General features: G+C 64.8%; 19 protein-coding genes. 15 read left to right on the top strand and 4 right to left on the bottom strand.

Annotated features, from left to right (window positions below):
* Positions 1-400: 400 nt before the first annotated feature.
* Both J8F10_RS40325 and J8F10_RS14310 read right to left on the bottom strand, forming a co-directional pair.
* A complete protein-coding gene (locus J8F10_RS40325; protein WP_210654576.1) occupies positions 401-1,588 on the bottom strand; it encodes a tyrosine-type recombinase/integrase in 1,188 nt (395 codons plus the stop codon).
* A gap of 164 nt (positions 1,589-1,752) precedes the next feature.
* A complete protein-coding gene (locus tag J8F10_RS14310; protein WP_210654574.1) occupies positions 1,753-2,652 on the bottom strand; it encodes an esterase/lipase family protein in 900 nt (299 codons plus the stop codon).
* Between the two features lie 173 nt (positions 2,653-2,825).
* Here J8F10_RS14310 and dcd point away from each other — a divergent pair, with 173 nt between their 5' ends.
* The 4 genes from dcd (at position 2,826) to J8F10_RS14290 (ending at position 9,568) form a co-directional block, all read left to right on the top strand.
* Positions 2,826-3,383 carry a dCTP deaminase gene (dcd, locus tag J8F10_RS14305; protein ID WP_210654572.1) on the top strand — a complete coding sequence of 186 codons (558 nt, stop codon included), beginning with the start codon at positions 2,826-2,828 and terminating at the stop codon, positions 3,381-3,383.
* A gap of 320 nt (positions 3,384-3,703) precedes the next feature.
* The gene (locus J8F10_RS14300; protein WP_210654570.1) at positions 3,704-7,432 is read left to right on the top strand and encodes a vitamin B12-dependent ribonucleotide reductase; all 3,729 of its coding nucleotides are present in this window, start codon (positions 3,704-3,706) and stop codon (positions 7,430-7,432) included.
* A 257-nt stretch (positions 7,433-7,689) separates the two neighbouring features.
* On the top strand, positions 7,690-8,325 hold the full coding sequence (locus J8F10_RS14295; protein WP_210654568.1) for a hypothetical protein: 636 nt from the start codon (positions 7,690-7,692) through the stop codon (positions 8,323-8,325).
* Positions 8,326-8,773: 448 nt separating this feature from the next.
* Positions 8,774-9,568 (top strand): acyl-ACP desaturase, encoded by a 795-nt coding sequence (locus J8F10_RS14290; RefSeq protein ID WP_210654566.1) that lies wholly within the window; start codon positions 8,774-8,776, stop codon positions 9,566-9,568.
* Positions 9,569-9,618: 50 nt separating this feature from the next.
* Here the strand turns inward: J8F10_RS14290 and ispD are convergent, their stop codons facing one another.
* Positions 9,619-10,380 (bottom strand): 2-C-methyl-D-erythritol 4-phosphate cytidylyltransferase, encoded by a 762-nt coding sequence (gene ispD, locus J8F10_RS14285; protein ID WP_210654564.1) that lies wholly within the window; start codon positions 10,378-10,380, stop codon positions 9,619-9,621.
* A 171-nt stretch (positions 10,381-10,551) separates the two neighbouring features.
* Here ispD and J8F10_RS38900 point away from each other — a divergent pair, with 171 nt between their 5' ends.
* Complete coding sequence (locus tag J8F10_RS38900; RefSeq protein ID WP_246522717.1) at positions 10,552-11,721, top strand: transposase; 1,170 nt, start codon at positions 10,552-10,554, stop codon at positions 11,719-11,721.
* An 82-nt stretch (positions 11,722-11,803) separates the two neighbouring features.
* Here the strand turns inward: J8F10_RS38900 and J8F10_RS14270 are convergent, their stop codons facing one another.
* The gene (locus tag J8F10_RS14270) at positions 11,804-12,115 is read right to left on the bottom strand and encodes a hypothetical protein (RefSeq protein WP_210654562.1); all 312 of its coding nucleotides are present in this window, start codon (positions 12,113-12,115) and stop codon (positions 11,804-11,806) included.
* 240 nt (positions 12,116-12,355) lie between these two features.
* Here J8F10_RS14270 and J8F10_RS14265 point away from each other — a divergent pair, with 240 nt between their 5' ends.
* The 10 genes from J8F10_RS14265 to J8F10_RS14215 all read left to right on the top strand — a co-directional run bounded on the left by J8F10_RS14265 (position 12,356) and on the right by J8F10_RS14215 (position 26,813).
* Positions 12,356-13,117, top strand: a complete 762-nt coding sequence (locus tag J8F10_RS14265; RefSeq protein ID WP_210654560.1) for a sugar phosphate isomerase/epimerase family protein — start codon at positions 12,356-12,358, stop codon at positions 13,115-13,117.
* Between the two features lie 322 nt (positions 13,118-13,439).
* Positions 13,440-14,639 carry an L-2-hydroxyglutarate oxidase gene (gene lhgO / locus J8F10_RS14260; protein WP_210654559.1) on the top strand — a complete coding sequence of 400 codons (1,200 nt, stop codon included), beginning with the start codon at positions 13,440-13,442 and terminating at the stop codon, positions 14,637-14,639.
* 10 nt (positions 14,640-14,649) lie between these two features.
* A complete protein-coding gene (locus J8F10_RS14255) occupies positions 14,650-15,744 on the top strand; it encodes an Ldh family oxidoreductase (RefSeq protein WP_246523346.1) in 1,095 nt (364 codons plus the stop codon).
* A 57-nt stretch (positions 15,745-15,801) separates the two neighbouring features.
* Positions 15,802-16,479: a tRNA-uridine aminocarboxypropyltransferase gene (locus tag J8F10_RS14250; RefSeq protein WP_210654557.1), complete on the top strand. Its 678-nt coding sequence runs from the start codon at positions 15,802-15,804 to the stop codon at positions 16,477-16,479.
* A gap of 171 nt (positions 16,480-16,650) precedes the next feature.
* A complete protein-coding gene (locus J8F10_RS14245; protein WP_210654555.1) occupies positions 16,651-17,703 on the top strand; it encodes a 1,9-bis(guanidino)-5-aza-nonane synthase in 1,053 nt (350 codons plus the stop codon).
* Between the two features lie 15 nt (positions 17,704-17,718).
* Positions 17,719-18,828 carry a hypothetical protein gene (locus tag J8F10_RS14240; protein WP_210654553.1) on the top strand — a complete coding sequence of 370 codons (1,110 nt, stop codon included), beginning with the start codon at positions 17,719-17,721 and terminating at the stop codon, positions 18,826-18,828.
* 96 nt (positions 18,829-18,924) lie between these two features.
* On the top strand, positions 18,925-20,544 hold the full coding sequence (locus J8F10_RS14235; RefSeq protein WP_210654551.1) for an alkaline phosphatase D family protein: 1,620 nt from the start codon (positions 18,925-18,927) through the stop codon (positions 20,542-20,544).
* A gap of 285 nt (positions 20,545-20,829) precedes the next feature.
* Entirely contained in the window at positions 20,830-21,999 is a 1,170-nt protein-coding gene (locus J8F10_RS38895) for a transposase (RefSeq protein ID WP_246522717.1), read from the top strand.
* 182 nt (positions 22,000-22,181) lie between these two features.
* A complete protein-coding gene (locus tag J8F10_RS38890) occupies positions 22,182-24,254 on the top strand; it encodes an alpha/beta hydrolase family protein (protein ID WP_246523345.1) in 2,073 nt (690 codons plus the stop codon).
* A gap of 126 nt (positions 24,255-24,380) precedes the next feature.
* Positions 24,381-26,813, top strand: coding sequence for a DEAD/DEAH box helicase (locus J8F10_RS14215; RefSeq protein WP_210654549.1), 2,433 nt, complete (start codon positions 24,381-24,383; stop codon positions 26,811-26,813).
* The last annotated feature ends 63 nt before the right edge of the window (positions 26,814-26,876 follow it).

Genomic DNA, 26,876 nt, shown 5'->3' with positions numbered 1-26,876 from the left:
CGGGGTGCGGGGGTACTTTCTCACGGTGGCCCCCGCCCTCGTCCTTCTTCGTCCAGCGCATTTACCCGAGCTTATTGTTCGGTGTAAATAGCAACATTGCACTTTTAACCGGTCATTTTTTCACATCGAGAACAAATTACATATCGGCACGTCAGCCGAGTGATTCGCGTTCTGAAGCCAAAATTCGTTTTTCCTGAACTTTCTACAACACCCACGACATCGCCAATTAAACAACTCTCCGGGGGAACTCGGGGAAATTTTATCCACTTTTTTAAGTCGTTGGCGCGAAACAATTTGCGACTTCCAATATCGTGTCAAGCTCACTTTCGATAGTTATCGGACGTGACGAGGCTCTGGCAGTGAAGTTGCTCGTCACGTCCGGCTTAAACGTCAATCGCGCTCATCCCACCTCACGGGCGACTTTCAGCGCGAGGGAGGTGTCGCGTTCGGCGTAGATCTCGGTGACGCTGAGTTTGCTGTGGCCGAGGATCGCGCCCGCCGCCTCGATCCCGAACTGCCTGCGGACGTCTGTCGCTTTCGTGTGCCTTAGTTGATTAGGAGCCCAGCTCGCGACGCCGGCACGCTTCGCGGCCCGACGCACGTTCGAGTCGTAGACGACGACGGAATACCGATCGCGGGTGGCGCCGCGCTTCCGCTTCTTGGCCTTCTCGCGCATGGGCCAGTCGCATTTTGCCTTGGCGCGTGCCGTCGCGAACCGCTCCTTCTCTGCCTGCGCCGGGCTGAACAATGGGGCGGTCGCGGACCAGTCGCGGTCTTTCATGAAGGCTTCGAGCACTTGGCGCGCTTTGGGACCGATCGGGATGACGCGCGACTTCCCGCGGTGCTTGGTCTTGTGCTGGCGCGGCTTGTAGAGCCACAACTCGCCGTCGGTGACGACCTGGTCCATGCTGAAGGCGCAGGCCTCGCCCGGCCGCATCCCCGTGTAGAGTTGCAGTTCGACCATCGCGCGGACCTGCGCGCACATGTGGGGGAGTGAGGCTTGGATGACTTCGAGCGGGACTGGTTTCACGGGTTCCGATTCGCGCGCGGTGGTGCGCCCCTCCTGCAGCCCGGTGAGCGTGCGGAGCGCTTCGTACACAGAGACCGGGATCAGTTCCTGACTCGTCGCCCACTTGAAGGCGCGCTTGAGCCGATCGACCCGGCGGTTAATGAGGGTTCGGCACCAGTTCGCGGAAATCATCTCCTGACGGATCGCGGCGAGCGCGAGGGGGCCGAACTCGCGGGCCGCAGTGTGGCCGTAAGTTTTGTGCAGGAAGACCATCGATCGTTTTATTTCCCGCACCTCATCGGTTTGTTTGCCGTCGGGGGTACGGTAATGGACTTTCGCGTGTTCGAGGTACCGGAGGCAGAGCTGGTCAACGGTGAGGCGCGGTTCCGTAACCTGCGGGCCGGATGGTTTGGGTATTAGGCCGGCCGCGTGTTCCGCACAGACGCGCGCGAACTCGTTACGACTCTCCGGGGAGCCGTATTTTCCGAGTGTGATCCACTTTCCGTTGACCCAGCAGCGGGCCAGCCCGGTAGTCTTGTGGAGCTTGTAGACGGGTGCTTGGTTCTTCGGACGAGCCACGAGAGCGCTCCCACGAGGATTTACGGGAGTAGTCCCGTAAACTCGACTCTGGAGGTTGCTCTCCGGAACGCCCGGAGGTTAGCCGATCTGCTTCAACCGTAATGGTTTATATCGCACGCCCCGCCCGGGCGCAAGCCATAAAGCGGGCGGGGCCACGTCACTCGTTATTTTGCCTGGCGCTTTAAGAAGTTCGAGCGGGCGGGGGCGGGCGGTTCACCGAACAGGATCTTTCGTGCTGTGTCCACGTCCTCCGTTGACCAGCGGGTGAGCTTCCCTTTCGCCAGTTCGAGGATCGTCTTCGCGGTCGCGGCGTTTTCCATCGCGTCGAAGTGACTGACCTGCGCGATTACGGCCGGCACGCCGAGCTGCTGAAGGTCTTCGGGCCACTGGCTGCGAACGAGTACGAGACCGTCCGTGTCCCCGCGCTTCAGTCGGCACACCACGCACGCGAACTCGGCGTCCGGGCTCAGAGCGAACTTGCTGCCCCGCATCGCTTCTTTCCGAGCTTCGGGGGCGAGTGACTTCACAAAGGGCGCCTGGACCTTCGGGTAGCCGATGTTGAGCGTGGCCGCTTCCGCACCTGCGAACGGCGCTGCGATCGCGATCACACGCGACACCCCCGCGTCCGGGTTCTGCTCCACGAAATGACGACTGATGACGCCGCCGGCGGAGTGGCCGACGAGGACGATTTCGGTGTAGCCGGACTTGCGGAGGTTCGCGACCGCGTCGCGCAGCCCGGGGCCTTGAGCCACTTCATCGGCACTCACCGTTTGCGAGTACCCGAAGGCGAAGACGTCGAAGTCTTTCGCCAGCGTCTTCACGAGTTCGCTTTTGGGTTGCTGCCAGTCGCGGAGTTCCGGCTTGGTCGCTTTGGCCGGGCGCAGCGGGTGAACGTGCAACCCGGGAATCAGCACCAGTGCCCGCTTCTTCTCGCTCGGTTTGTCGGTCGCGGTCCACACCTTCGCGCTCGTGCCCGGCGCGACCTGCCAGATTTCCGTGGACAGTTCGGGGACGAGTGCGGGCGCGGCAGTGGCAAGGGCGATCACGAACAGGGTGGACGTCATCGCGGTCCTCGCTGTCGACGGTCGTGAGTGTGTGCTTGTTGTATCGGTTCGGTCGACCACACCGCTACCGCAGTTTTGAACAGATCGGACCGGCCGGGAGGTTCTTGCGCGTTTGCTTATATCCCGACCGCGAAAGTAGCCGATAATCGATTGGACCCGTTGTGGAGGAAGGGATGGGCGTGCTACCCGACTGGATGATCGAGCGCGACGTGAAGATCGTGCCCTTCGCTCCACAGCAACACCGACCCGGTATCATCTCTTACGGCGTAACGAGTTACGGTTACGACGTGCGCGTGGACCGGCACTTCAAGGTGTTCACCAACGTGTGGGGGAGCACGGTCGATCCCAAGAACTTCGACCCGAAATCGTTCGTCGATGTCGAAGCGGACTTCTGCATCATCCCGCCGAACAGCTTCGCCCTCGCGGAGACGGTGGAGTACCTCGAAATCCCGCGCGACATTCTGTGCGTGTGCTTGGGCAAAAGCACTTACGCGCGGTGCGGGATCATCGTGAACGTGACGCCGTTGGAACCCGAGTGGCGGGGCCGGATCACGATCGAGATCAGCAACACAACTCCGCTCCCGGCCAAGATCTACGCGAACGAGGGCATCGCGCAGATCCTCTTCTACAAGGGCGAAGCCGTCTGCCACACGAGCTACGCGGACAAGAAGGGCAAGTACCAGGACCAAGCCGGGTTAACGCTGCCCTTTGTGCCGGGCACGGGCACCTGAGATCGCGAAATTTCCACGAACGCGGCGAGTACCCGTCGGGGTGCTCGTCGCGTTCTTTTGCGCGCGTTTCGCGGTTTATTTGGAACGCACCAATCTTGACAGCGTAGTGAATAGTGGAATAGTGTTCACAATCGGCGTAGAATGAATTTGGGGGTCTGTGCCGATTATTCTGGAGGCGCACGAGGCGCCTCGGTAGCCCCCCCAATCTTGGTCGTGACTCGGTGACTTCGTCTGCCGATCAAGTCCAGGCGACGCGATCATGAAGACCGGTTCACGGACGGGCCGATCTTCCTCGCTCAATAATCTTGCCGGACCCCGCTATGCAGATCACCCGCAAATTTACCCGAGAGGGTCAGGACCCGTTCGCCGGCATCGAGTTCGCGCCGCGTACCTCCACGATCCGCAATCCCAACGGCTCGGTCGTGTTCGAGATGACCGACGTGATGGTCCCCGCGAAGTGGTCGCAGGTCGCGGTCGACATCCTCGCGCAAAAATATTTCCGCCGGGCCGGGGTGCCCGAGCGCCTCGCGCACGTTGCCGAAGAAAACGTCCCCGCGTGGATTCAGCGCAGCGCGCCCGACGCTCCGAGCACCCCGACGGGCGGCGAATCGGACTCGCGCCAGGTGTTTCACCGGCTCGCGGGCTGCTGGACGTACTGGGGGTGGAAGGGCGGGTACTTCACCTCCGAGCGTGATGCGCGTGCGTTCTACGACGAAACGTGCTTCATGCTCGCCATGCAGATGGCGGCCCCGAACAGTCCGCAGTGGTTCAACACCGGCCTGCACTGGGCCTATGGCATCGAAGGCCCGCCCCAGGGCCACCACTTCGTCAACCCGCTCACGGCGCAACTTGAACGCTCTACAAGCGCTTACGAGCGACCAGCGCCCCATGCGTGTTTTATCCAGCATGTGTCAGATGATTTGGTGAACGACGGCGGCATCATGGACTTGTGGGTGCGTGAAGCCCGCATCTTCAAGTACGGCAGCGGCACGGGATCGAACTTCTCGTCGCTGCGCGGTGAGGGCGAGCCCCTTTCGGGTGGTGGCAAGTCGTCCGGGCTGATGAGCTTCCTAAAAATCGGCGATCGGGCGGCCGGGGCGATCAAGAGCGGTGGGACGACGCGCCGAGCCGCGAAGATGGTCGTGCTCGACCTCGACCACCCGGACATCGAAGAGTTCGTCAACTGGAAGGTGACCGAGGAGCTGAAGGTCGCGGACCTCGTGACCGGCTCGAAGTTGCTGAACAAGCACCTGAACGCGGTGATGAAGGCCATTCACGGCCACGCGGTCGCCGAAGAGCGGTACGACCCGGCGAAGAACGCGGGGCTGCGCAAAGCCGTACTCGAGGCGCGCGCCGCGATCGTGCCGGAAAACTACATCGCCCGCGTGCTGCAACTCGCGCGTCAGGGGTGGAAGAGCATCGAGATTGATGAGTACGACACCGACTGGACGTCGAAGGCGTACTACACCGTTTCGGGGCAGAACAGCAACAACTCGGTGCGCATCCCCAACGACTTCATGAAGGCCGTTGAGACGAACGGCCCGTGGCACCTGTACTGGCGCACGGAACTGGAAAAGGCCAAGAAGGAGAACCGCGCGCCGAAGGCCAAGCGGACGATCCCGGCCCGCGACTTGTGGGAGCAAATCTCCTACGCCGCGTGGAGCTGCGCCGACCCCGGCGTGCAGTTCCACACCACCATCAATGAGTGGCACACGTGCCCGCTCGACGGTGAGATTCGCGCGAGTAACCCGTGCTCCGAGTACCTCTTCCTCGATGACACGGCGTGCAACCTCGCGTCGCTGAATCTCACGACGTTCTTCGACGTGAAGACCAACAAGTTCGACATCGAAGCGTACCGGCACGCGGTCCGCATCTGGACGATGATTCTGGAAGTCAGCGTGTACATGGCGCAGTTCCCGAGCCCGTCCGTCGCGCAGAAGTCCTACGACTTCCGCACGCTCGGCCTCGGCTACGCGAATCTGGGCGCGCTGCTGATGGTGCAGGGCATCCCCTACGACTCCCCCGAGGGCCGCGCCCAGTGCGGGGCGCTCACCGCGATCATGCACGCGGGCGCTTACGCCGCCAGCGCGGAAATGGCCGCGGAGGTCGGGCCGTTCGTGCGGTACGCGGCGAACCGCGACCACATGCTGCGCGTGATCCGCAACCACCGCCGCGCCGCGTACAATGCCGCGCCCGCGGAGTACGAGGGGCTGGCCGTGTTCCCGGTCGGCATCGACGCCCGGTACTGCCCGGCGGACCTGCTCGCCACCGCGCGGCGCGAGTCCGACCGGATGCTCGAACTCGGCGAGCGCCACGGGTACCGGAACGCGCAGGTCACGGTCATCGCGCCGACCGGAACCATTGGCTTGGTAATGGATTGCGACACCACCGGCATCGAGCCGGACTTCGCACTGGTGAAGTTCAAGAAGCTCGCCGGCGGGGGGTACTTCAAGATCATCAACCAGTCGGTGCCGCCCGCGCTCGCGAAGATGGGGTACGCCCCGTGGCAGGTCGAGGACATCGTGCGGTACAGCCGCGGCGCCGGCACGCTCAACGGGTGCCCGCACATAAACTCCGCGGTGCTCAAGGCGAAGGGGTTCACGGACGAAGCGCTCAAGAAGATCGAAGTGCAACTCCCCGGAACGTTCGAGCTGCCGTTCGTGTTCAACTTGTGGACGCTGGGCGAGGAGTTCGTCAAGAACACGCTGAAGGTTCCGGCCGAGGCGCTCGCGAACCCGACGTTCGACCTGCTCGCGCACCTGGGTTTCAGCAAGCAGCAGGTCACGGAGGCGAACTCCTACGTCTGCGGCACGATGACCATCGAGGGCGCCCCGCACCTGAAGGCCGAGCACTACCCGGTGTTCGATTGTGCCAACAAGTGCGGCAAGATCGGCAAGCGGTTCCTGTCGTGGGAGGCGCACATCCGCATGATGGCCGCGGCGCAGCCGTACATCAGCGGGGCCATCTCGAAGACCATCAACATGCCCTACGACGCGACCGTCGAGGACGTGAAGAAGGCGTACCTGCTCTCGTGGCAACTGATGACCAAGGCCAACGCGCTCTACCGCGACGGCTCGAAGCTCAGCCAGCCGCTCAACTCGGTGGCCGATTCGCCCGAGGCCGCGCTGCTCGCGTCGGTCACCCCGGAAGCGGAGAAGGCCGAGCCGAAGGCGGTCCCGGTGCAGATCGCGGAGCGGATCACGGAGCGGATCGTTCACCGGTACATCGCGAAGCGGCGCCGGCTCCCGGACCGCCGGGCGGGGTACACGCAGAAGGCCCGCATCGGCAGCCACAAGATGTACATCCGCACGGGCGAGTACGAGGACGGCACGCTCGGCGAGATCTTCATCGACATGCACAAGGAGGGCGCCGCGTTCCGCAGCATGACGAACTGCTTCGCCATCGCGGTGTCGCTCGGGCTCCAGCACGGGGTGCCGCTCGAAGAGTACATTGATGCGTTCCTGTTCACGCGCTTCGAGCCGAACGGGGTGGTGCAGGGGAACCCGTACATCAAGATGTCCACGTCGATCATCGACTACATCTTCCGGGAACTGGCGATCACGTACCTGGACCGCAAGGACCTGGCCCACGTGCTGCCGGAAGACCTCCGCGGGGACTCGCTGCACGACGAGGAGGACGACTTCGAGGGCGAGGAAGTGGTGAGCACGCGGACGGTGGACCCGAAGGCGCCCGCGAAGTCCGAAATCGCGCACCCGCGCTCCGCCCATTTGAAGCCGAACGGCAACGGGGGCCAAAAGCCCGGCAGCGACGCCGTGCAATCGCCCCCGCCGCGCGATACGAACGGCAACGGGCACGCGAACGGAAATGGGAACGGGAACGGCCATGCGAAGGCGACCAACGGAGCCGCCGTGCTCCCGCCGCGGAACAGTTACACGCCGGTGGCCGGGTCGCAGTCCGATCGGATTCGGGCCGCACGCCTCAAGGGTTACGAGGGCGACCCGTGCTCGAACTGCCAGCAGATGACGCTCGTGCGCAGCGGCGCCTGCATGAAGTGCGACACCTGCGGTGAAACCACCGGCTGCGGGTGATCGGGGATAGGTAGAGTGAAGAACGGCAACGAGCCGCAGGTATTCCTGCGGCTCGTTGCCGTTTCAATGGTCAAATGTTACCGGGGTATCGGCGCCCGGTCGGGCGCAGCGCGGACCAAACACCGCTGCGGCACTACACGCCCGTGCCCAAACGTAAGTTGGGCTGCTCCTCGCCGGAACCGCGGCGCGTTGCAGTCCGGCCGAAGGTCGCGGATAATCACCGCCGACCTCTCCGCGCCATAACCGAGGTTCCGAGAATGTTGCGTTCGGCTTTGTTGCTGGTCGGCCTTTTAGTAATCGGGTGCGGGAAGAAGAACCGGGACGCCGAGGTGCCCGCGGCCCCACCGGGACCGCGGGTGGTGGCCCCGCCGCCGCAAGACAGCGGAGCGGACAACGCGCCGGGGGCCATGCGCCCGGGCGAGGAGAACGGGGAGGGGCGCGGGTACCCGAACCGGCTCCTGGCCAAGTTTTGGCGCGCCGTGCGGGACGACGTCGTGGTCTCGGCCGAACCGTTCGGCAGCACGGACGGAGAGCGGTTCATGGTCATGGTTTGGGTCAAGAACCGGAACAAAAACAAGCCGCTCCAGTTCGCGAACTGGACCCAACCGGGGCAGGTGACACTGAAGGACCAGACGGGCAAGAGGTACCCCCTGGTTCCGATCCCCGAAAACCTCGAACAGGTCATGCGCAAGTCGAAGGCGCCCGAACCGAACTCGGCCTACGGCTCCGGGCCGGTCACCACCGATCTGAAGCGGTTCGGGTTACTCGAATTCGACCGGGCGGCGCTAACCGCCGAGTACCTGGACCTGGACCTGGACGGCGCGCCCGTTGGGTTCGCGGACCCAATCCTGTTCCGCATCCCCAAAGACATGATGACGCAACCGAAGAAGTAGCGGCCACACGTGGTCGGCCCGCGCCGCGAGCTTCTACCCGGTGCCCCAAAGGGTGCGACCGGGCATTTCGCGCTTCACGGCTCGTATTTTTTAATGTGGCATCATTCGTGCAATGCTGATTTCAAGGCGTCACCGGTGGTAAAACGCCTATCTTTGCCGGCCAAATGATCGCCGGTGGCCCGCGCCCAATTGGTGTTGATCGAAAAACGCTCGAACTGTACCGTCTGTGGACTGAGAGGCTATTGAACCCGCTGACCGAGTAATTTGAGCGTTGACCGTGTCCGGTCGCCGTCGACCGGTCGGGCCGTGCCCGAGACCCTCCACGCAACGCACCGTCTCGCGGAACCTTCCGCACCCGCTTTGCCCGCAGGACTCGCGACGGATCGGTCGTTCCTTCATCAACTCACGCGCGCAATCGCCGCTTGACGTTTGCCACCGGAGTGCTGCCGTGCTCGCACAGTTGGAGAGCAAGTTTCACGATTTGTACCTGGAATATTTCCACAAAGCGGAAGCGCACCGGCGCTGGAACGTTTTGAACGACGTGCCGTGGGAGCAAATCACCACCACCCCGAACCCGGAAATCGCGTCGGTCATTCAGACGTTCATGGCCGTGGAGATGTTCCTGCCGGACTACACCTCCAAGATCATGCACCTCGTCCGGTCGAGCCGCGGGCGCGCGTGGTTCCAGGCGAATTGGGGGTACGAGGAATCGAAGCACTCGCTCGTGCTCGAAATGTGGATCACGAAATCCGGGGCGCGCTCGGTGGAGCAGGTCCACGCATTCCAGGACGACGTTCTCAGCCGCGAGTGGGACCTGCCCTACGAAACGCCCCTGGAGATGATCCTTTACACGACGCTCCAGGAGTTCGCCACCTCGGTGAACTACCGCGGGCTGCGCCGGGTCGCGCAGGCGTCCGGCGACGGCGCGCTCCACAAGGCCCTGACGCTGCTCGCACGCGACGAGACCGGGCACTTCGAGTTCTTCAAGAACGGCGCCAAGCTGTTCATGGACCGGGACCGGGATCACGTGCTCGAAGCACTCAACAAGGTGATTCACACGTTCAAGATGCCCGCGCAAACGCTGATCCCGGATTTCGGCCCGCACGGGAAGTTGCTGCAAGAGCTGGGCATTTTCGACGACCGCATCTACATCCGCGACGTGGTGCGGCCCGTCCTGAAAGCGCTGGGCGTCGAACCCGAAGAGATGCGCGAGGCCCGTCAACGACTGAGGGCCGCGGCCTGACGCACAGCGCGTTTCCTCCGCCGGTCACCGGTGCCGGCGGAACGGGCGAATCACCACTTGGCGTCGTCGTCGAAGGCGCCCCACCGCGGCCCCTCGGGTTCGCCGGCCGATTTCGCAGCGGTGCGAGCTTTTAGCACCGCGTCGGCGAGTTCCATGTCGTCTTTTGTTGTGATTTTGAAGTTCACCGGCGCGCTGGGCACGACCACGACCGAGTGCCCGAGCGCTTCGATCAGTTGGGCGTCGTCCGTAATCGGGACGCTCAATGACGCGCGGCGCGCGTAAGCCTCGACGAGCCAGTCGCGCCGGAACACTTGGGGCGTCTGGGCCTGCCAAACGCCCGCTCGGGGCACGGTTCCCGTGATGCGGTTGCTTTCGGGGTCGACCTGTTTCAGCGTGTCCGCGACCGGAACCGCGAGCATCGCGGCGCCCTGCTCCGTGGCCGCGCCAAACACCGAATCAATCAGTGCGGGTGTGATAAGTGGTCGGACCGCGTCGTGGACCGCGACCAGCGAGACGCTTTCCGGTACGCGGGCCAGTGCGTTCGCGACCGACTCGAAGCGCTCGGTACCGCCCTCAACGATCTCCACATTTTCGACGAACAAGAGCCGGGATTGGAACCGCGCGCGGAAGTCGTCGCGGTCCTCGGGCGCGATCACCAGGTAGACCTTGCTCACATCGGGCCGCGACCGGAAGGCGTCCACCGTGCGCAGCCACACCGGGCGCCCGTCGAGCGACACGAACGGCTTTTTCTCCATCCCGCCGAACCGCGACGACCGACCCGCCGCCGGGATAATTACCGCGCACTGAGGCATGGCGCACTCTTCGAGCTAAAGGGAGTTCGGGACGCGACCGCTGGAGCGATTTCGTGCTCATCGTAGTAGCTCGAACGAGCCGCTCCCTTGCCAGTAGTTTCAAGTGATTTGGCAGTGCCGCATGGGAGTTCCTAAGTTCAAGGTTCTCAGGCACTTGAACGGGAGCCTCCCATGCGACGTGGTTACTCTACGATCACCCCGGCGGTGGTCCACGCACTGACGCGCCGAACGTTGGAACGGGCCCTGGGTTGGACCGACTACAAGCGGTCGGTCACGCGCACCCAGTTGCTCGACCTGGTGCTGTTGATCGCGGGCACCACCCGCACGTTGTTCGCGGTAGTGACCCGGTACTTCGGGTTCTCCCACGAGACCGCGCGACAGGCGATGCACGCCAACCGGGGTTCCCGGGACCAACTCACGGCCCGGTTGGTGGATGCCCTTCACCAGGTGGCGGGGTTCACGCGCCGGGACCGGAGGCGCCGGTGGACGTGTGCCATCGATGTGCATTACGTCCCCTTTTATGGGGATCGCAGCACCCCGGGGATCATCGGCGGACCCAAGAAGGCCGGGACCTCGTTCTTTCACGCGTACGCCACCGGGGTACTGATTCACAAGCACCGGCGGTACACCGTGGGGCTGATGAGCGTGACGAAAGGAACCAAGCCGCACCAGCAGGTGCAGACCCTTCTGGACCAGGTGGCGGCCCGCGGGCTCACGGTCCGCGGGGTGGTTCTGGACGCCGGGTTCGACAGCGGGGAGACCCTGTTGCTGTTGCAGGAACGGAACCTGAGCTACACGGTCCCGATGCGCAAGAAGGGCACCGGTACCAACCGCCGCAACGCCAGCTACACCCAACCCCACGGCACCATCACCACCATGGAGTGGGTCACCGAGAAGAGCCGCAAGGCGGTATCGACTCGGGTGCTCGTGTGGCAACGGAAGGGCGAATCGCACGCCCGGGTGTACGCGTTCCGCGGGTGGGGCGATGCGACCGCCGTGTCGGAGGCGAACCGGGCTCGGTTGGGGCGCCGGCGGTACCGAGAGCGGTTCGGGATCGAGACCAGCTATCGGCAGAAGAACCAGGCCCGCGGGTGGACCACCAGCACCAACCCCGAGTACCGGTTGCTGCTCGAGGGCGTGGCCCTGCTGTTGCGCCAGGTGTGGGTGTACCTGACGCTCCGGATCGCTCGGGCACGCGGGCTCGCGCCGACCGCCTGGGTCGCCCAGTTCCCGTTGGCCGAGATGCTCGACTGGCTCACGCAACGGATCCGCTCACGATACCCACGCACACGATGTATTACCCTGCCACACAATACACTTACAACCAACGCAACGCCTTGAAACTACTGTTGCGGTCGCGGTTCGTCATACCTTGCGCCCGCTCTTTGGCGGTCGCGGCCCACGACAAAGAACCGAAACGAGGCTAATCTCGTTTTAGCAGCCGCTCCCATTCCGCGAACAGCACGCGCCATCGCGCCACGGCCGACGCGCGCTCCGCCAACTCGCGCTCGACGGACGCGGTCAACTCGTCCGCGGCGCGCAGGCGCGCGTGCCAGTCCTCCAACCGCCCGTCGATCCGGTTCAGCGCCGGGGGCAGTTCGCCCTCCCCGGCCGACGGCGCAACGGCGCGCTCCCAGCGCTCCTCGCGCCGGTCGAGCGCGCGCGTCGCGGAGAGGAGGGACGCCTCCATTCGGTCGAGCGCGTCGTTCCACGGAACAATCGGGAGCGGCCCCATCGGTACCCTTTCGCGCGAGTGCGCAAGCTGGGTAGCCCGTACCCCCGTGCCCGTGCGACCGCAAGCCGAGTTTGAGGACTTTTTTGCTTGCATAGCGCGCACGCGGTTGTTATTGCCCCCTCTCGGAGTGTGGGGAGCTCCACCGCGCGGATTCCGACGGGGGTCGGGGTGCGCCGGGAGAACAATTCGGGGGGGACGCGCTCGGACCCGTTGGGGTGCTGCGCGTGGGGAGGATTCACCGTGTACGTTGCCTGCTCGACGCTTAGCTTCAGCAAGGTGTCGCTGGAGGACGCCCTTCGCACCGTTCGCGAGATGCGGTTCACGAAGGCCGATCTCGCGATCCATGATGGCAGTCCGCAGCTCACGCCCGCGGAAGTGGCGGCCGATATCGGGCGGGTGGCTCAGCGCCTCAAGGCCGCGAACCTCCCGCTCGCGGCGATCCACCTCGTGATCGGGACGCCCGACCCGGTCGAGGCCCGCACGCAGTTCCGCGCCGTGTGCCGGCTGGCGCGCGTTTCGACCGTGCCGCTGATTACGATCCCGGCCGCGCCCCTGGGCAGCGACCTGGACGCCGAAGTCGCGCGGTTACAGGAGTGGGTCCGCATCGGTGAGACCGAGGGCGTGATCCTGTCCGTCGAAACGCACTCCGCAACGGTCACCGCGGACCCGCTCGGCGCGGCGGAACTGTGCCGCCGCGTGCCCGGCTTGGCGCTCACGCTCGACCCGAGCCACTACCACGTCGGCCCGCACGCAAAGGCTGGATACGACAGCCTTTATAAGTACGTGCGCCACGTCCGGGTGCGAGACACCGGCAGCATGCCCGACCAGTTCCAGGTGCGCATCGGGCAGGGCGAACTCGAGTACGGTAAGGTGATCTCGCAACTCGATCGGTGCCGCTACGACCGGGCGCTGACGGTCGACATTCGCGACGTGCCCGAGAGCTCGTTCCCCGTTGAACCGGAAGTGCGCAAGTTGAAGTACCTCCTCGAATCGCTCGTGTGACCTGCTGTGTCGGGCGCTGCGAGGAGTCGATACTTCGAGGCCGGATATTTTAAGGCACGGGCAGAGCGCCCGTGCCTTACTGCTTTGAATGCCGTGGCTGTTCTGGTCCGCACTGAGCGGCGATGTCTTATGTACTTAGTCTTCTCATAGCTTGCGTCGGACCACTCGTCCGTCCGGCCCCACGATCACCGACAACCACTCGCTATCCATCGCCGGGTTAGCCGAGCTCAGTGCGGGAACGATCACGACCAATCAGGTTCACGAAGTGAGCCATCCGCCTCCTCCGGCGATACATTGTCGGGACCGGGCTTTGGGAGCGGACATGCAGACGTGTGATTTGGTCGTGGTTGGGGGCGGGATCGTCGGGCTGGCAACGGCCTACCAGTTCACCAAACGGTGCCCCGGCAAGCGGGTCGTGGTGCTGGAAAAAGAGGACCGGGTCGCGGTTCACCAGACCGGCCACAACTCGGGCGTCCTCCACTCGGGCATTTACTACAAGCCCGGTTCACTCAAAGCGATCAACTGCCGCGCGGGCAAGAAGGCGATGGAGGCCTTCTGCGTCGAAGAGGGCATCGCCCACGAGATTTGCGGCAAAGTCATCGTCGCGGTGTCCGATGCGGACATGCCCGCGCTCAACCGCATCCACGAGCGCGGCCTCGCTAACGGCATCAACTGTTTGCTCATCGACAAGGCCCGGCTCGCGGAACTGGAACCGCACGCGAACGGGATCGCGGCGCTTCACGTTCCCGAAGCCGGCATCGTCAACTACCGCCAAGTGTGCGAGCGCCTCGCCGAGAAGGTGCGTCAGGCCGGCGGTGCGGTGGTGTTCGGCGCGAAGGTCACCACCGTGCATCGCAAGTCGGACGCTGTGACGGTCGTGAGCAGCGCGGGCGAGTTCACCGCGCTCCAACTGGTGAACTGTGCCGGGTTGCACTCGGACCGCGTGGCGCGGCTCACGGGTCAAAATCCCGGCGCACAGATCGTGCCGTTCCGCGGCGAATACTTCGCGCTCAAGCCGTCCGCGCACCGGTTGTGCCGCAACCTGATTTACCCGACGCCGGACCCGCAGTTCCCGTTCCTCGGCGTCCACTTCACGCGGATGATCGACGGGTCCGTCGAGTGCGGTCCCAACGCGGTGCTCGCGTTCGGGCGCGAGGCGTACTCGTTCTTCCGGCTGAACCCGCGCGACCTATTTGAAACGCTCACGTACCGCGGCTTCGCCCGGATGGGCCTGAAGCACTGGAAGATGGGTCTGGGCGAGATGTGGCGGTCGCTGAACAAGGCCGCGTTCGTCCGCGCGCTCCAGCGATTGGTGCCGGACATCACGGCCGCGGACATGGAGCCGGCGCCGGCCGGCATCCGCGCCCAAGCCGTCGCCCCGGACGGCGGGCTGGTGGACGACTTCCTCATTCAAGAAGCCGAGCGCGTGGTGAACGTGTGCAACGCGCCCTCTCCGGCGGCCACGGCGTCGCTCCAGATCGGCGAAACGATCGTGGACCGGCTCGCCCCGCGCTTCGCGTAAACGGGTACCGATGATGAGCGATGAAGCAGTAACGTATTTCCCGATTGAGCGCCTACGAGAGTTCAGCTCGCGCACGTTTCGGCACTTCGGCGTTCCCGATGCTGATGCGGACCGGGCGGCGGAAGTGCTCGCGGCCAGCGACCTGCGCGGGGTGGACTCGCACGGCGTCGCCCGGTTGCACACGTACTTCGACATGCTCACGCTGGGGCGCATCAACCCCCGCGCGAACGTAAAAATCGTCCGCGAACTGCCCGCCACGGCCACCGTGGACGGTGACAACGGGCTGGGATTGGTTGTCGGCCCGAAGGCGAACGCGATCGCGCTCGAAAAGGCCGAGGCAGTCGGCAGTGCGGTCGTGAGCGTGTGCAACACGAACCACTTCGGCATGGCCGGGTACTACCCGCTCAAGGCCCTCGAGCGCGGGCTCATCGGGTGGGCCATGTGCAACTCGACCAAGCTCGTCGCGCCGCTGTGGGGCGCGGAGCGGATGCTCGGCACGAACCCGATCGCGATCGCGTTCCCGTGCGCGACCGAACCGCCCGTGGTGATCGATCTGGCCTCGAGCGCCACCGCTTACGGCAAGATCGAGATCGCCAAGCGGAAGGGCGCGCCGATCCCGGAGGGGTGGGCCATCGATAAGGACGGCAACCCCGCGACGCGGCCCGAGCAGATGATCGAGGGCGGCGCGCTGCTGCCGCTCGGTAGCACGCGCGAGGCCGGCGGGCACAAGGGGTACGGGCTCGCCGCGATGGTGGACATCCTCAGTTGCGTTCTGAGTGGCGCGAACTGGGGGCCGTTCGCGCCGCCGTTCGCGCTGCGCCAGGAGATCCCGGCGCGGAGCGTGGGCAAAGGTATCGGCCACGCTTTCGGGGCGATGCGGATCGACGGGTTCATCGACCCCGCCGAGTTCGGCCGGCAGATGGACGACTGGGTGCGGACGTTCCGCGCGACGAAGCCCGCACCGGGCACCCCGGGCGTCGTCATCCCCGGCGATCCGGAACGCATCGCCGAGGCCGAGCGCCGAAAGACCGGCATCCCGCTGTTGGCCGCGGTCGTGGCGGACCTGCGAGACATTTCCCAGAAGACCGGCATCCCGTTCGAGTGATGGGGACTCGGTACGTGGGTTCGCACGCGCGGCCAACCCACTGCGATCAGGAGCCCGATGTCTGCCGACCGCGACCCCACCCCGTGTCCCACCTGCCGCCTTCACAAATGGCTGTGCCTGTGCGCGCAGGCCCCGCAGGTCACGACCCGCACCTCGCTCCTTCTGGTCGTCCACGTCCACGAGTTGGGCCGGACGAGCAACACGGCCCGCCTCCTCGCCCTGGCGGTTCGCGGCGCCGCGCTCGTCGGTCACGGGGGGCGGGAACCTCCGGCCGACCTGCTGTCCCACGTGCCCGCGGGCGCGACCCCGGTCGTGCTCTACCCCGGCCGCGGGGCGCGGACGCTGACGCCGGAACTCGTCGCCACACTTCCGTCGCCGCTGGCACTCATCGTCCCGGACGGCAACTGGAAGCAGGCGGGCCGCATGGTGAAGCGGATACCGGTCCTCGACGGCGCCATGAAGGTCGCGCTCCCGACCCGCGCCTTTGAAGGCTCGGCCTTGCGCCGCAACCGCCCGGGGCACCGCATGTCGACCTACGAGGCCGTGGCCCAGGCGCTCGGCGTCCTGGAGGGCGAGGCGGTCGCCGGGCCGCTCCTCGATTTTTACCGGCGGGCCACCGACCGCATGCTGCTCGTCCGAGGTAAACTCAAGATCGGTGATGTGTACGGCGGTGTCGTGGACTCGCCTCCAGGGAGCGTTCCCCCATCCCGCTCACCGGACCCCGGCCCGGGTTGAATCGGGTTACCCTCGGTTGAGTGACAGCGGCCTTGACTGTAGAGGGGCAGGGGGTAAGATTCGGGACGTTCAGCCACCCTTGTTCGCAATGGCGGGTGTTGCCAGCAGGCAGCCCCGTAGCGGACAAACAGGGTGGCTTTTTTCGTTTTTATGCCCGAACCGGAGCCGCGCGTGCCGACGAAATCGGACTACCTGCACACCACCGTCGAACACATCGACGTCACGAAGTTCAACCCGGTGCCGCTGGTCGAAGCGATGAGCAAGACCGCGTTCACCGCGCGCGATTTGGCCCGCGCTGCCGACATCACGCATCGGATGGTGGAAGACAAAGATTGCGGCGTGATCCTGTGCCTGGCCGGGTCGCTCGTGAGCGCCGGGTTGAAGAAGGTGTTCGTTGATGCGATCCGGTGCAACATGGTGGACGCGATCGTCTCCACCGGCGCGAACATCGTGGACCAGGACTTCTTCGAGGCGCTCGGGTTCCGGCACTGGGTCGGTGAGGAGAAGCTGCGTTCGGGGATGTTCGACGCAGAACTGCGCGACCTGCACATCGACCGGATCTACGACACGCTCATCGACGAAGATCAACTGCGCATCTGCGACGACACCACGCGCGTGATCGCGGACGAACTGGAGCCGCGCCCGCACTCGTCGCGCGAGTACATCCGGGCGATGGGCGCGTACCTGGAGAAGAACGGGTGCAAGACCCCGGACAGCATCGTGTTCGAGGCGTACAAGGCGGACGTGCCGATCTTCTGCCCGGCGTTCTCGGACTGCTCCGCGGGGTTCGGATTGGTCGCGCACCAGCACGCGCGGGGCGACGGCCCGAAGCTCTCGCTGGACAGCGCGAAGGACTTCTACGAACTGACCCAGTTGAAAATCGCGAACCCAACGACGGGCCTGTTCATGGTGGGCGGCGGGGTGCCCAAGAACTTCGCGCAAGACATCGTGGTCGCGGCCGACGTGATGGGCCAGGAAGTGCCGATGCACAAGTACGCGGTGCAGGTGACGGTAGCGGACGTCCGCGACGGCGCGCTCTCCGGGAGCACGCTGAAGGAAGCATCAAGTTGGGGGAAGGTCGATCTCGCGTTCGAGCAGATGGTCTACAGCGAAGCAACGCTGGCGGTCCCGCTGATCTTCGGGTATGCGTACCACAAGGGTTCGTGGAAGGCCCGCACCGGTCGCAAGTGGAACCGGTTACTCGAACCCGCCGCCGTTTCGTGACCCGAAGGAGTTGTCGTGCCCGTTCGACCCCTGGACCTGAGCCAACTGAAGGTATTCCCGCTCGCCCAGCGCGAAAGCCTGACCCGCGCCGATGACATCCTCATTAACCCGGACGCGGAGCCGAAGCCGTGTTCCGAGGAGAACGCGGTTCTCGTTCGCGAATGCGCGGAACGAATCAAAGCGGCTCGCGCTCGCGGCGCGAGTGTGATGCTCATTTACGGGGCGCACCTGCTCCGTAACGGGGCCGCGAGCATTCTCGAACGAATGATGGCTGCGGGGTGGATCACGCATCTGGCGACGAACGGCGCGGGTACGATTCACGACTGGGAGTATGCGTGGTTCGGCGCGAGCACCGAGAGCGTCGAAATGGGCGTCGCGGGCGGGCACTTCGGGACGTGGCACGAGACCGCTTCGACCATCCACCTCGCGATCATGGCCGGCGCGCTCGATGGGCTCGGCTACGGCGTATCGCTTGGCAAGCTGATCCACGAGGACGGTGTTACGCTCCCCACGACCGAGGAGTTGACGCGACTCATCGCGGCGGACCCCGCGCACCCGCTCACCGCGGCGCGGGCGGACTTGCTGCGTGCGATGCGCGAGCAGAATTGGGCGCCGGGGCGCGTGCAGATCGACCACAAGTGGAAGCACGCATCGATTTTGGCTCAAGCGTACCGTCACAGCGTTCCGGTCACGGTTCACCCCGGTATCGGGTACGACATCATCTCGAACCACCCGGTGTTTAGCGGCTCGGCGATCGGGCGCGCCGCGGAGTGGGATTTCAAGCTGTTCGGCGGCTCGGTGGACGGGCTCGATGGGGGCGTGGTGCTCTCGGTGGGTTCGGCGATCATGGGGCCACAGGTGTTCGAGAAGAGCATCAGTTGCGTGAACAACTTGCGGCTCCAGAGCGGGCGCGACGTGGTGAAGGGCCACGCGATCTTCGTGGTCGATCTCCAAGACGGCGGAAACTGGGACTGGACAAAGGGCGAACCGCCGAAGACCAACCCCGCGTATTACCTGCGATTCTGTAAGAGTTACTCGCGCATGGGCGGTGCCATGCACTACCTCCAGAACGACAACGCCGGTTTCATTCACACCCTTTACCGCGAGCTGCGTTCAGCGAATTGAGCGCGGCGTTCACGCCAGTTTCACCCGAACTTCGCGGTTACCACAGCGCGGCCTCATAGCCTTTCGGTACTCGTTCCCTTCGCCCGAGATGCTGCCATGCTGGACCTGTCGAACCTGCGCGCCGCGGTGCGTTCCGAGGGCGGTGTTTCGCGCCGCCTGTTCCTCGCTTACGGCGCAGCACTGGCCGCGCTCCCAACAGTCGGTGCGCGTGCGTTCGGGCGCGTCGCCCGGCAGCCGAAGTTCACCGCGGACCCGTTCACGCTCGGGATCGCATCCGGCGATCCGACCGACACGGGCGTGGTGCTCTGGACGCGGCTCGCCCCGAAGCCGTTGGACGAATTTGGCGGGATGACCGGCGAGAACGTCGAGGTGCGGTGGGAACTGGCCGACGATGAGGGGATGAAGACCGTACTGAAGACCGGCACCGCGGTCGCGACCCCGCAACTGGGGCACTCGGTTCACGTCGAGGTCGAGGGGCTGAAGCCGGACCGCTGGTACTTCTACCGGTTTCAGTGTGGCGGCGCGACCAGCCCCGTCGGGCGCACCCGCACCACGCCGGAACGGTCGAGTACGCCCGAGAAACTGAAGTTCGCGTTCGCCTCGTGCCAGCACTACGAGCAGGGGTTGTTCACGGCCTACGAGCACATGGCGAAGGACGACCTGGACCTCGTGTTCCACCTGGGCGACTACATCTACGAGTACCCGAACCGCGAAACCGCGAAGGTGGTGCGCAAGCACGTCGGGCCGAAGGACGGCAAGATCAAGACGCTCGAGGACTACCGCAACCGGCACGCCCAGTACCGGACCGACCCGCACCTCCAGAAGACGCACAACCGGTTCCCGTGGGTCGTGACCTGGGACGACCACGAGTTCGACAACAACTACGCCAACGACATCCAGGAAGAACAGCCGAAGGGGAAAATGAAGGCGGACCCGGCCACGTTCCTCGAACAGCGGGCGAATGCGTACCAGGCGTACTACGAGATGATGCCGCTGCGCAAGGGGTGCGTGCCGAACGGCCCGGACCTGAAACTGTACCGCTCGATCGCGTTCGGGCGGCTCGCGGAGTTCCAGGTGCTCGACACACGGCAGTACCGCACGGACCAGCCCAACGGGGACAAGTCTTCGGAACTCAACGAGGACGCGCTCAACCCGAAGAACACGATCCTCGGCACCAAACAGGCCGGGTGGCTCCGGTCCGCGCTGCTGAAGTCTTCGAGCACCTGGAACGTGCTCGCGCAGCAAGTCATGATGGGCATGGCGGATCTCGCGGCCGGCGAACCGAAGAAGTATTCGATGGACCAGTGGCCCGGGTACGCCCACGAGCGCATGAAACTCATGCAGTGGATCGCGGACCGAAAAGTCTCGAACCCGGTGGTGCTGACCGGGGATATTCACTCTAACTGGGTCAACGACCTGCGCGTGGACGACCGCAAACTCGACACCCCGGTGGTCGCGGCCGAGTTCGTCGGCACGTCGATTACCAGTGGCGGGAACGGGGTGAAGGAGCCGAAGGGCCTCGACACGCTCTTGGCCGAGAACCCGTTCATCAAGTTCCACAACCGCCAGCGCGGGTACGTGCGCTGCGCGGTCACGCCCAAGGAGTGGCGCAGCGACTACGTCATCGTGGAGGACGTGCTGAAGCCCAGCGCCCCCGCGGACGTGCGCGCGTCGTTCGTCGTCGAAGCCGGGAAAGCCGGTGTCACGAAAGCGTGATGAAAAGCGATGGGGCCGGCGCGATTCGGAGTAAATCGTTACGACGCGCCGGCGCCTTTGTGTTCGGCGCGTCGGCCGTTTTTGATAGGCACGATTCTCATTTTCGAGATCCACGTAACGATCACACGAGCCGCGACCGCAAGGGAGCGGGGCTTCCTGTGCGTTGAACCGTGACGACAAACGGGCGCGCCTCCCGCTCCCTTGCCAGTAGTTTCAAGTGATTTGGCAGTGCCGCATGGGAGTTCCTAAGTTCAAGGTTCTCAGGCACTTGAACGGGAGCCTCCCATGCGACGTGGTTACTCTACGATCACCCCGGCGGTGGTCCACGCACTGACGCGCCGAACGTTGGAACGGGCCCTGGGTTGGACCGACTACAAGCGGTCGGTCACGCGCACCCAGTTGCTCGACCTGGTGCTGTTGATCGCGGGCACCACCCGCACGTTGTTCGCGGTAGTGACCCGGTACTTCGGGTTCTCCCACGAGACCGCGCGACAGGCGATGCACGCCAACCGGGGTTCCCGGGACCAACTCACGGCCCGGTTGGTGGATGCCCTTCACCAGGTGGCGGGGTTCACGCGCCGGGACCGGAGGCGCCGGTGGACGTGTGCCATCGATGTGCATTACGTCCCCTTTTATGGGGATCGCAGCACCCCGGGGATCATCGGCGGACCCAAGAAGGCCGGGACCTCGTTCTTTCACGCGTACGCCACCGGGGTACTGATTCACAAGCACCGGCGGTACACCGTGGGGCTGATGAGCGTGACGAAAGGAACCAAGCCGCACCAGCAGGTGCAGACCCTTCTGGACCAGGTGGCGGCCCGCGGGCTCACGGTCCGCGGGGTGGTTCTGGACGCCGGGTTCGACAGCGGGGAGACCCTGTTGCTGTTGCAGGAACGGAACCTGAGCTACACGGTCCCGATGCGCAAGAAGGGCACCGGTACCAACCGCCGCAACGCCAGCTACACCCAACCCCACGGCACCATCACCACCATGGAGTGGGTCACCGAGAAGAGCCGCAAGGCGGTATCGACTCGGGTGCTCGTGTGGCAACGGAAGGGCGAATCGCACGCCCGGGTGTACGCGTTCCGCGGGTGGGGCGATGCGACCGCCGTGTCGGAGGCGAACCGGGCTCGGTTGGGGCGCCGGCGGTACCGAGAGCGGTTCGGGATCGAGACCAGCTATCGGCAGAAGAACCAGGCCCGCGGGTGGACCACCAGCACCAACCCCGAGTACCGGTTGCTGCTCGAGGGCGTGGCCCTGCTGTTGCGCCAGGTGTGGGTGTACCTGACGCTCCGGATCGCTCGGGCACGCGGGCTCGCGCCGACCGCCTGGGTCGCCCAGTTCCCGTTGGCCGAGATGCTCGACTGGCTCACGCAACGGATCCGCTCACGATACCCACGCACACGATGTATTACCCTGCCACACAATACACTTACAACCAACGCAACGCCTTGAAACTACTGTTGCGGTCGCGGCTCGTTCGACCCATGACACGGATCTCGAGTGCCAACGAGCGGGTGGTACCTTCTGGCCGCATCTTGCACCCGCCCGCTCCTCGTGTCAAACTGCCATTCTGCCCGTGCGACAAACGGCCGCGTGCTGTTTGTTGTCCCCGCACTCCCCCACTGGTCTCCACGATGACGCGCGCTGTTGCTCTCCTATTTCTCGTATTTGCTCCCTCTGCGCTGTTCGCTGCTGATCCACCGAAGACCGGGCCGTGGGACGTGGCCGCGCTCGGTCGAGCCGAGGTGAAGCCGGAGTGGGGCAAGGAAGTCGGGAAGGCGCGCGAGGTGTATTATCCCGGTGAACCGTATCGGGGAAAGCCGACGCGCGTGTTCGCGTACTATGCCCGCCCCGCGAAGGGCGACGGGCCGTTCCCCGCGGTGCTGCTCGTTCACGGTGGGGGCGGGAAGGCGTTCCAGGCGTGGGCCGAGCACTGGGCCGCACGCGGGTACTGCGCGCTCGCGATGGACCTGGCCGGCAACGGGCCGAACGGGCGGCTCGCGGACGGCGGACCGGACCAATCCGACGACGCGAAGTTCCGCGCCTTCGACGACAAAACCGTTGGCGACATGTGGACGTACCACGCAATCGCGGCTGTGATCCGCGGGCACAATCTGTTGCGCTCGTTCGCGGAAGTGGACAAGGATCGGGTCGCGGTGACCGGCATCAGTTGGGGCGGGTACCTCACGTGCATCGTCGCGGGGGTCGATGACCGGTTCAAAGCCGCCGCGCCGGTCTACGGGTGCGGGTTCTTGCACGAGAACAGCGCGTGGAAGGAGGCGCGTTTCGACAAAGTCGATGCGGACCGGCGCAAGCGCTGGGTGGACACGTTCGACCCGTCGAAGTACCTGCCGAACGTGAAGTGCCCGATCCTGTTCCTGAACGGCACGAACGACTTCGCGTACCCGATGGACAGTTACCAGAAGTGCTACGAACTGGTCAAAGGGCCGCGCACGCTGTCCGTCCGCGTGCGGTTGCCGCACGGTCACATCTGGACGTTCGGCGAAGTGGATGCGTTCATCGACACGCACCTGAAGAAAGGCGACCCGCTTCCGTCTATCAGCGGCGTGATGCGCGCCGGTGATACCGTGAGCGCGAAGGTGTCGAGCAAGGTGAAACTGAAGTCCGCACATCTACACTACGCGGTCGCGGAAGGGCCGTGGCAGACGCGCGACTGGAAATCGATCGACGCGGAAATCAAAGACGGGGTGGTGACTGCGAAATTACCCGCGGACCGGCCGCTGGTGTACGAACTCGCGGTGACCGACGAGCGCGGGCTGGAAGTCACCGCGCCGCACGCGGTTCTTGCCGCCGATCCGCGGCCCGTGGCGCCCGCTCCGGCCATCGCGCGCACGGCGGCGAACGTCGCATACGGCACGCACGAGCGCCAGGTGCTCGATTTCTGGAAGGCCGAGTCGAAGTCGCCCACACCGGTCGTGTTGCTCATTCACGGCGGCGGGTGGGTGAACGGTGATAAGAGCGGCTACCGTAACGGCGTAAAACGCTACCTTGATGCGGGTATTTCGGTGGTCGCGATCAACTACCGGCTGGTCACGCAAGCGGACGCGGCCGGCATCAAACCGCCCGTTAAGTGGCCGCTCGAAGACGCAGCCCGGGCGCTGCAATTCGTGCGCGCGAAGGCGGCGGAATGGAACCTCGACAAAACGCGCATCGGCGCGACCGGCGGATCGGCCGGCGCGTGCTCGTCGCTGTGGCTCGCGTTCCACAACGACCGCGCCGACCCCAAGAGCGCTGATCCCATCAGCCGCGAATCGACGCGCCTGTCGTGTGTTGCCGTCAATGGCGCGCAAACGACGCTCGACCCCAAAGTGCTGCGAGAGTGGATGCCGAACGCCCGCTACGGCGGTCACGCATTCGGCGTGCGCACCCCCACCAACCGCGACGGCGCGTTTCAGGCGTTCTTCGAGCAGCGCGAAAAGTTACTCCCGTGGATCGAGGAGTATTCGCCGATCACGCACGTCACGAAGGATGATCCGCCGGTCTTCATGGAGTACCCGTCGCAAAAGAAGTTGCCGGTGAAGGGCGAGAACCAGGACGATCCGACGCACTCCGCTCTGCTCGGCATGATCCTCGAAGAGAAGCTGAAGGCAGAGGGAATGGAGTGCGTGTTGGTCTATCCCGGCAAGGCGCACCCGAAGTACAAGACCTCCGCCGACTTCCTCATCGAGCGCCTCAAATCGAAGTGATGGTTGGAGCCGGATTTGTGGCCGGGCGATCCCCTCACCGCGGTGGCTACCGCGGGTGCGCGGGGCCGGCCGTTCGTTCGGGCGCATCATTCTGCTAAAGTAACGGCTCCCAGAGAGGCCCGGCGAATGAGTGCGTCTGATATTCGGTCCGATCTCGCGTCCAAGTACATCGAGCAGCTCCCGTACCCGCCGTACCCGGTGCAGGAGGAGGCCCTGCTCGCGTGGTTCACGGCGGAGCAGGGGGTGATGGTCTGCGCGCCGACCGGGACCGGTAAGACGCTCATCGCGCACGCGGCGCTGTACGAGGCGCTCCACACGAACACCGTTGCGTACTACACCACGCCGCTCATCGCGCTCACCGAGCAGAAGTTCGCCGAAATGCAGGCCGCGGCCGTTCGGTGGGGGTTCAAGGCCGAGGACGTGGGGCTGGTGACGGGCAACCGCCGCGTGAACCCGAACGCGCGCGTGCTCATCGTCGTGGCCGAGATCCTGCTGAACCGGTTACTGCACGCAGAGGGGTTCGATTTTCAGCACACGTCCGCGGTGGTGATGGACGAGTTCCACAGTTTCGCAGACCCCGAGCGCGGGATCGTGTGGGAACTGTCGCTCAACATGCTGCCCAAACACATTCGGCTGCTGTTGCTCTCCGCGACCGTCGGCAACGCGGTCGAGTTCACGAACTGGCTCGACCGGTGCCACGGGCGGCAACTCGAACTCGTCGAGGGGCGCGAACGGAAGATCCCGCTGACGTATCGGTGGGTGCCGGACCAGTTCCTCAACGAACTGCTCGTGGACATCGCGAAGGGCGACGACGCCACGCGGAAAACCCCCGCCCTGGTGTTCGCGTTCAACCGCGACGAGTGCTGGAACGTGGCCGAGCAGTTGAAGGGGTTGGACCTGATGAACGCGGCGCAGAAGACCGCGCTGAACAAGGAGTGTGACAAGCTCGAATGGCCCAACGGCGTCGGGCCGAAGCTCAAGCAGATGCTCCGGCGCGGGGTCGGCGTTCACCACGCCGGGCTGCTGCCCAAGTACCGGCGCGTGGTGGAGGAACTCTTCGAGAAGAAGCTACTGTCGGTTGCTCTTTGCACGGAAACGCTCGCGGCGGGTATCAATCTTCCCGCGCGGTCGGTGGTACTCACGTCGCTCGTGAAGGGGCCGTTCGGCAAAGAGAAACTGATCGACCCGAGCACCGCACACCAGATCTTCGGCCGCGCCGGGCGCCCGCAGTACGACACGGAGGGGTACGTCTTCGCCTACCCGGAAGAGGACGACGTGCGCATCCTCCGCTGGAAGCAGCAGTACGACCAGATCCCCGAGAACACGAAGGACCCGGGCCTGCTCAAAGCGAAGAAGGCGCTGCTCAAAAAGAAGCCGACGCGGAACTCGCAAAAGAAATACTGGACCGAGACGGACTTCGAGCGCCTGAAGAGCGCCCCGGCGGGCCGGCTCTACAGCAAGGGGCCGCTCCCGTGGCGGCTGCTCGCGTACCTGCTGAAAGTGTCGCCGGACGTCGAGAAGATTCGCAGCGTGGTCCGCAAGCGGCTGCTCGATCAACCGCGCATCGAAGCCGGGATGAAGCAACTCACGCGGATGTTGACCACGCTGCACGAGAACGGGTTCGTGAAGCTCGATCCAGAACCGCCGTCAAAAGAGGAACTTACCCCTCCGTCCCCTCTCCCCGAAGGGAAGCGGGAGAAGGCGGTACTTGATCTCACGATTTCTAACAAGGGAGGAGCCGCGCCGCTTGCTCGTCCCGAACCGCCTCTCTATACGCCGCTCACCGCGACGCCCACGCTCGAACTCGACAAGCTGCTCGTGTTCCGCGCGTGCCACCCGCTGTACGGGGCGTTCTTGATTGATTTGCTCGGCGTCGCGAACCGCGAAGAGCGCCTGCAGTTGCTCGAAAGCGTCCTCGAACTCCCGCGCCCGCTGCTGAAATTCGTCCGCGTGCCCTTTGATCTTTCTCCCGGTCCGCTGCAAACGGAGAAGCTCGACCCGGAGTTGATCGCGAAGGGGCTGATCGTTGCCAAGGCGCCGAAGGTGGAGGGCGAGGAAGAGGAAGAAGAGGAGTGGGTGCCGTGGGACGAGCGCCCGCCGGTGCTGGCGGACAAGGCGCGGATGCTCTTCGACTCGAAGTACCCCGAAGTGGGCGACTTCATCACGCAGGGCGTGTGGGCCGCGAACGAGGTCGTGAATTACGGCAACTTCAACACCTACGTCACGACCAAGGATCTCACGAAGCAGGAAGGCTTGATTTTCCGCCACCTTCTGCGGCTCATTCTGCTGACGCAGGAGTTCGAGCAACTCACGCCGCCGGGTCTCACGGCCGAGGATTGGAAGAAGGAGCTGTCCGAGATTTCCGACAAGCTCACCGACATTTGCCGCGTGGTGGACCCGACGAGCACGGAAGAGGCCATCAAGCGCGCGCACGGGGCCGACGTCGTTGAGGGCGAGGAGCACGCAAAGGTCGTCACCGCGAAGGCCCCCGAACCGGCCCCGCCGACCGGCATGACCGCGGAGGAAGAAGAGGACTTCAGTTCGGGACTCGCGGAATGACTCGTGCCCGGAACTGAGTCTGTAGGGGTTTCCGGGACGCCTGTGCGGTCCCGGCTTGATAGA

Source organism: Gemmata palustris (assembly GCF_017939745.1).
GTDB classification, from domain to species: domain Bacteria; phylum Planctomycetota; class Planctomycetia; order Gemmatales; family Gemmataceae; genus Gemmata; species Gemmata palustris.
Note: the sequence above shows the minus strand (reverse complement) of the source record. Positions and strands in the feature narration are given on the sequence as shown.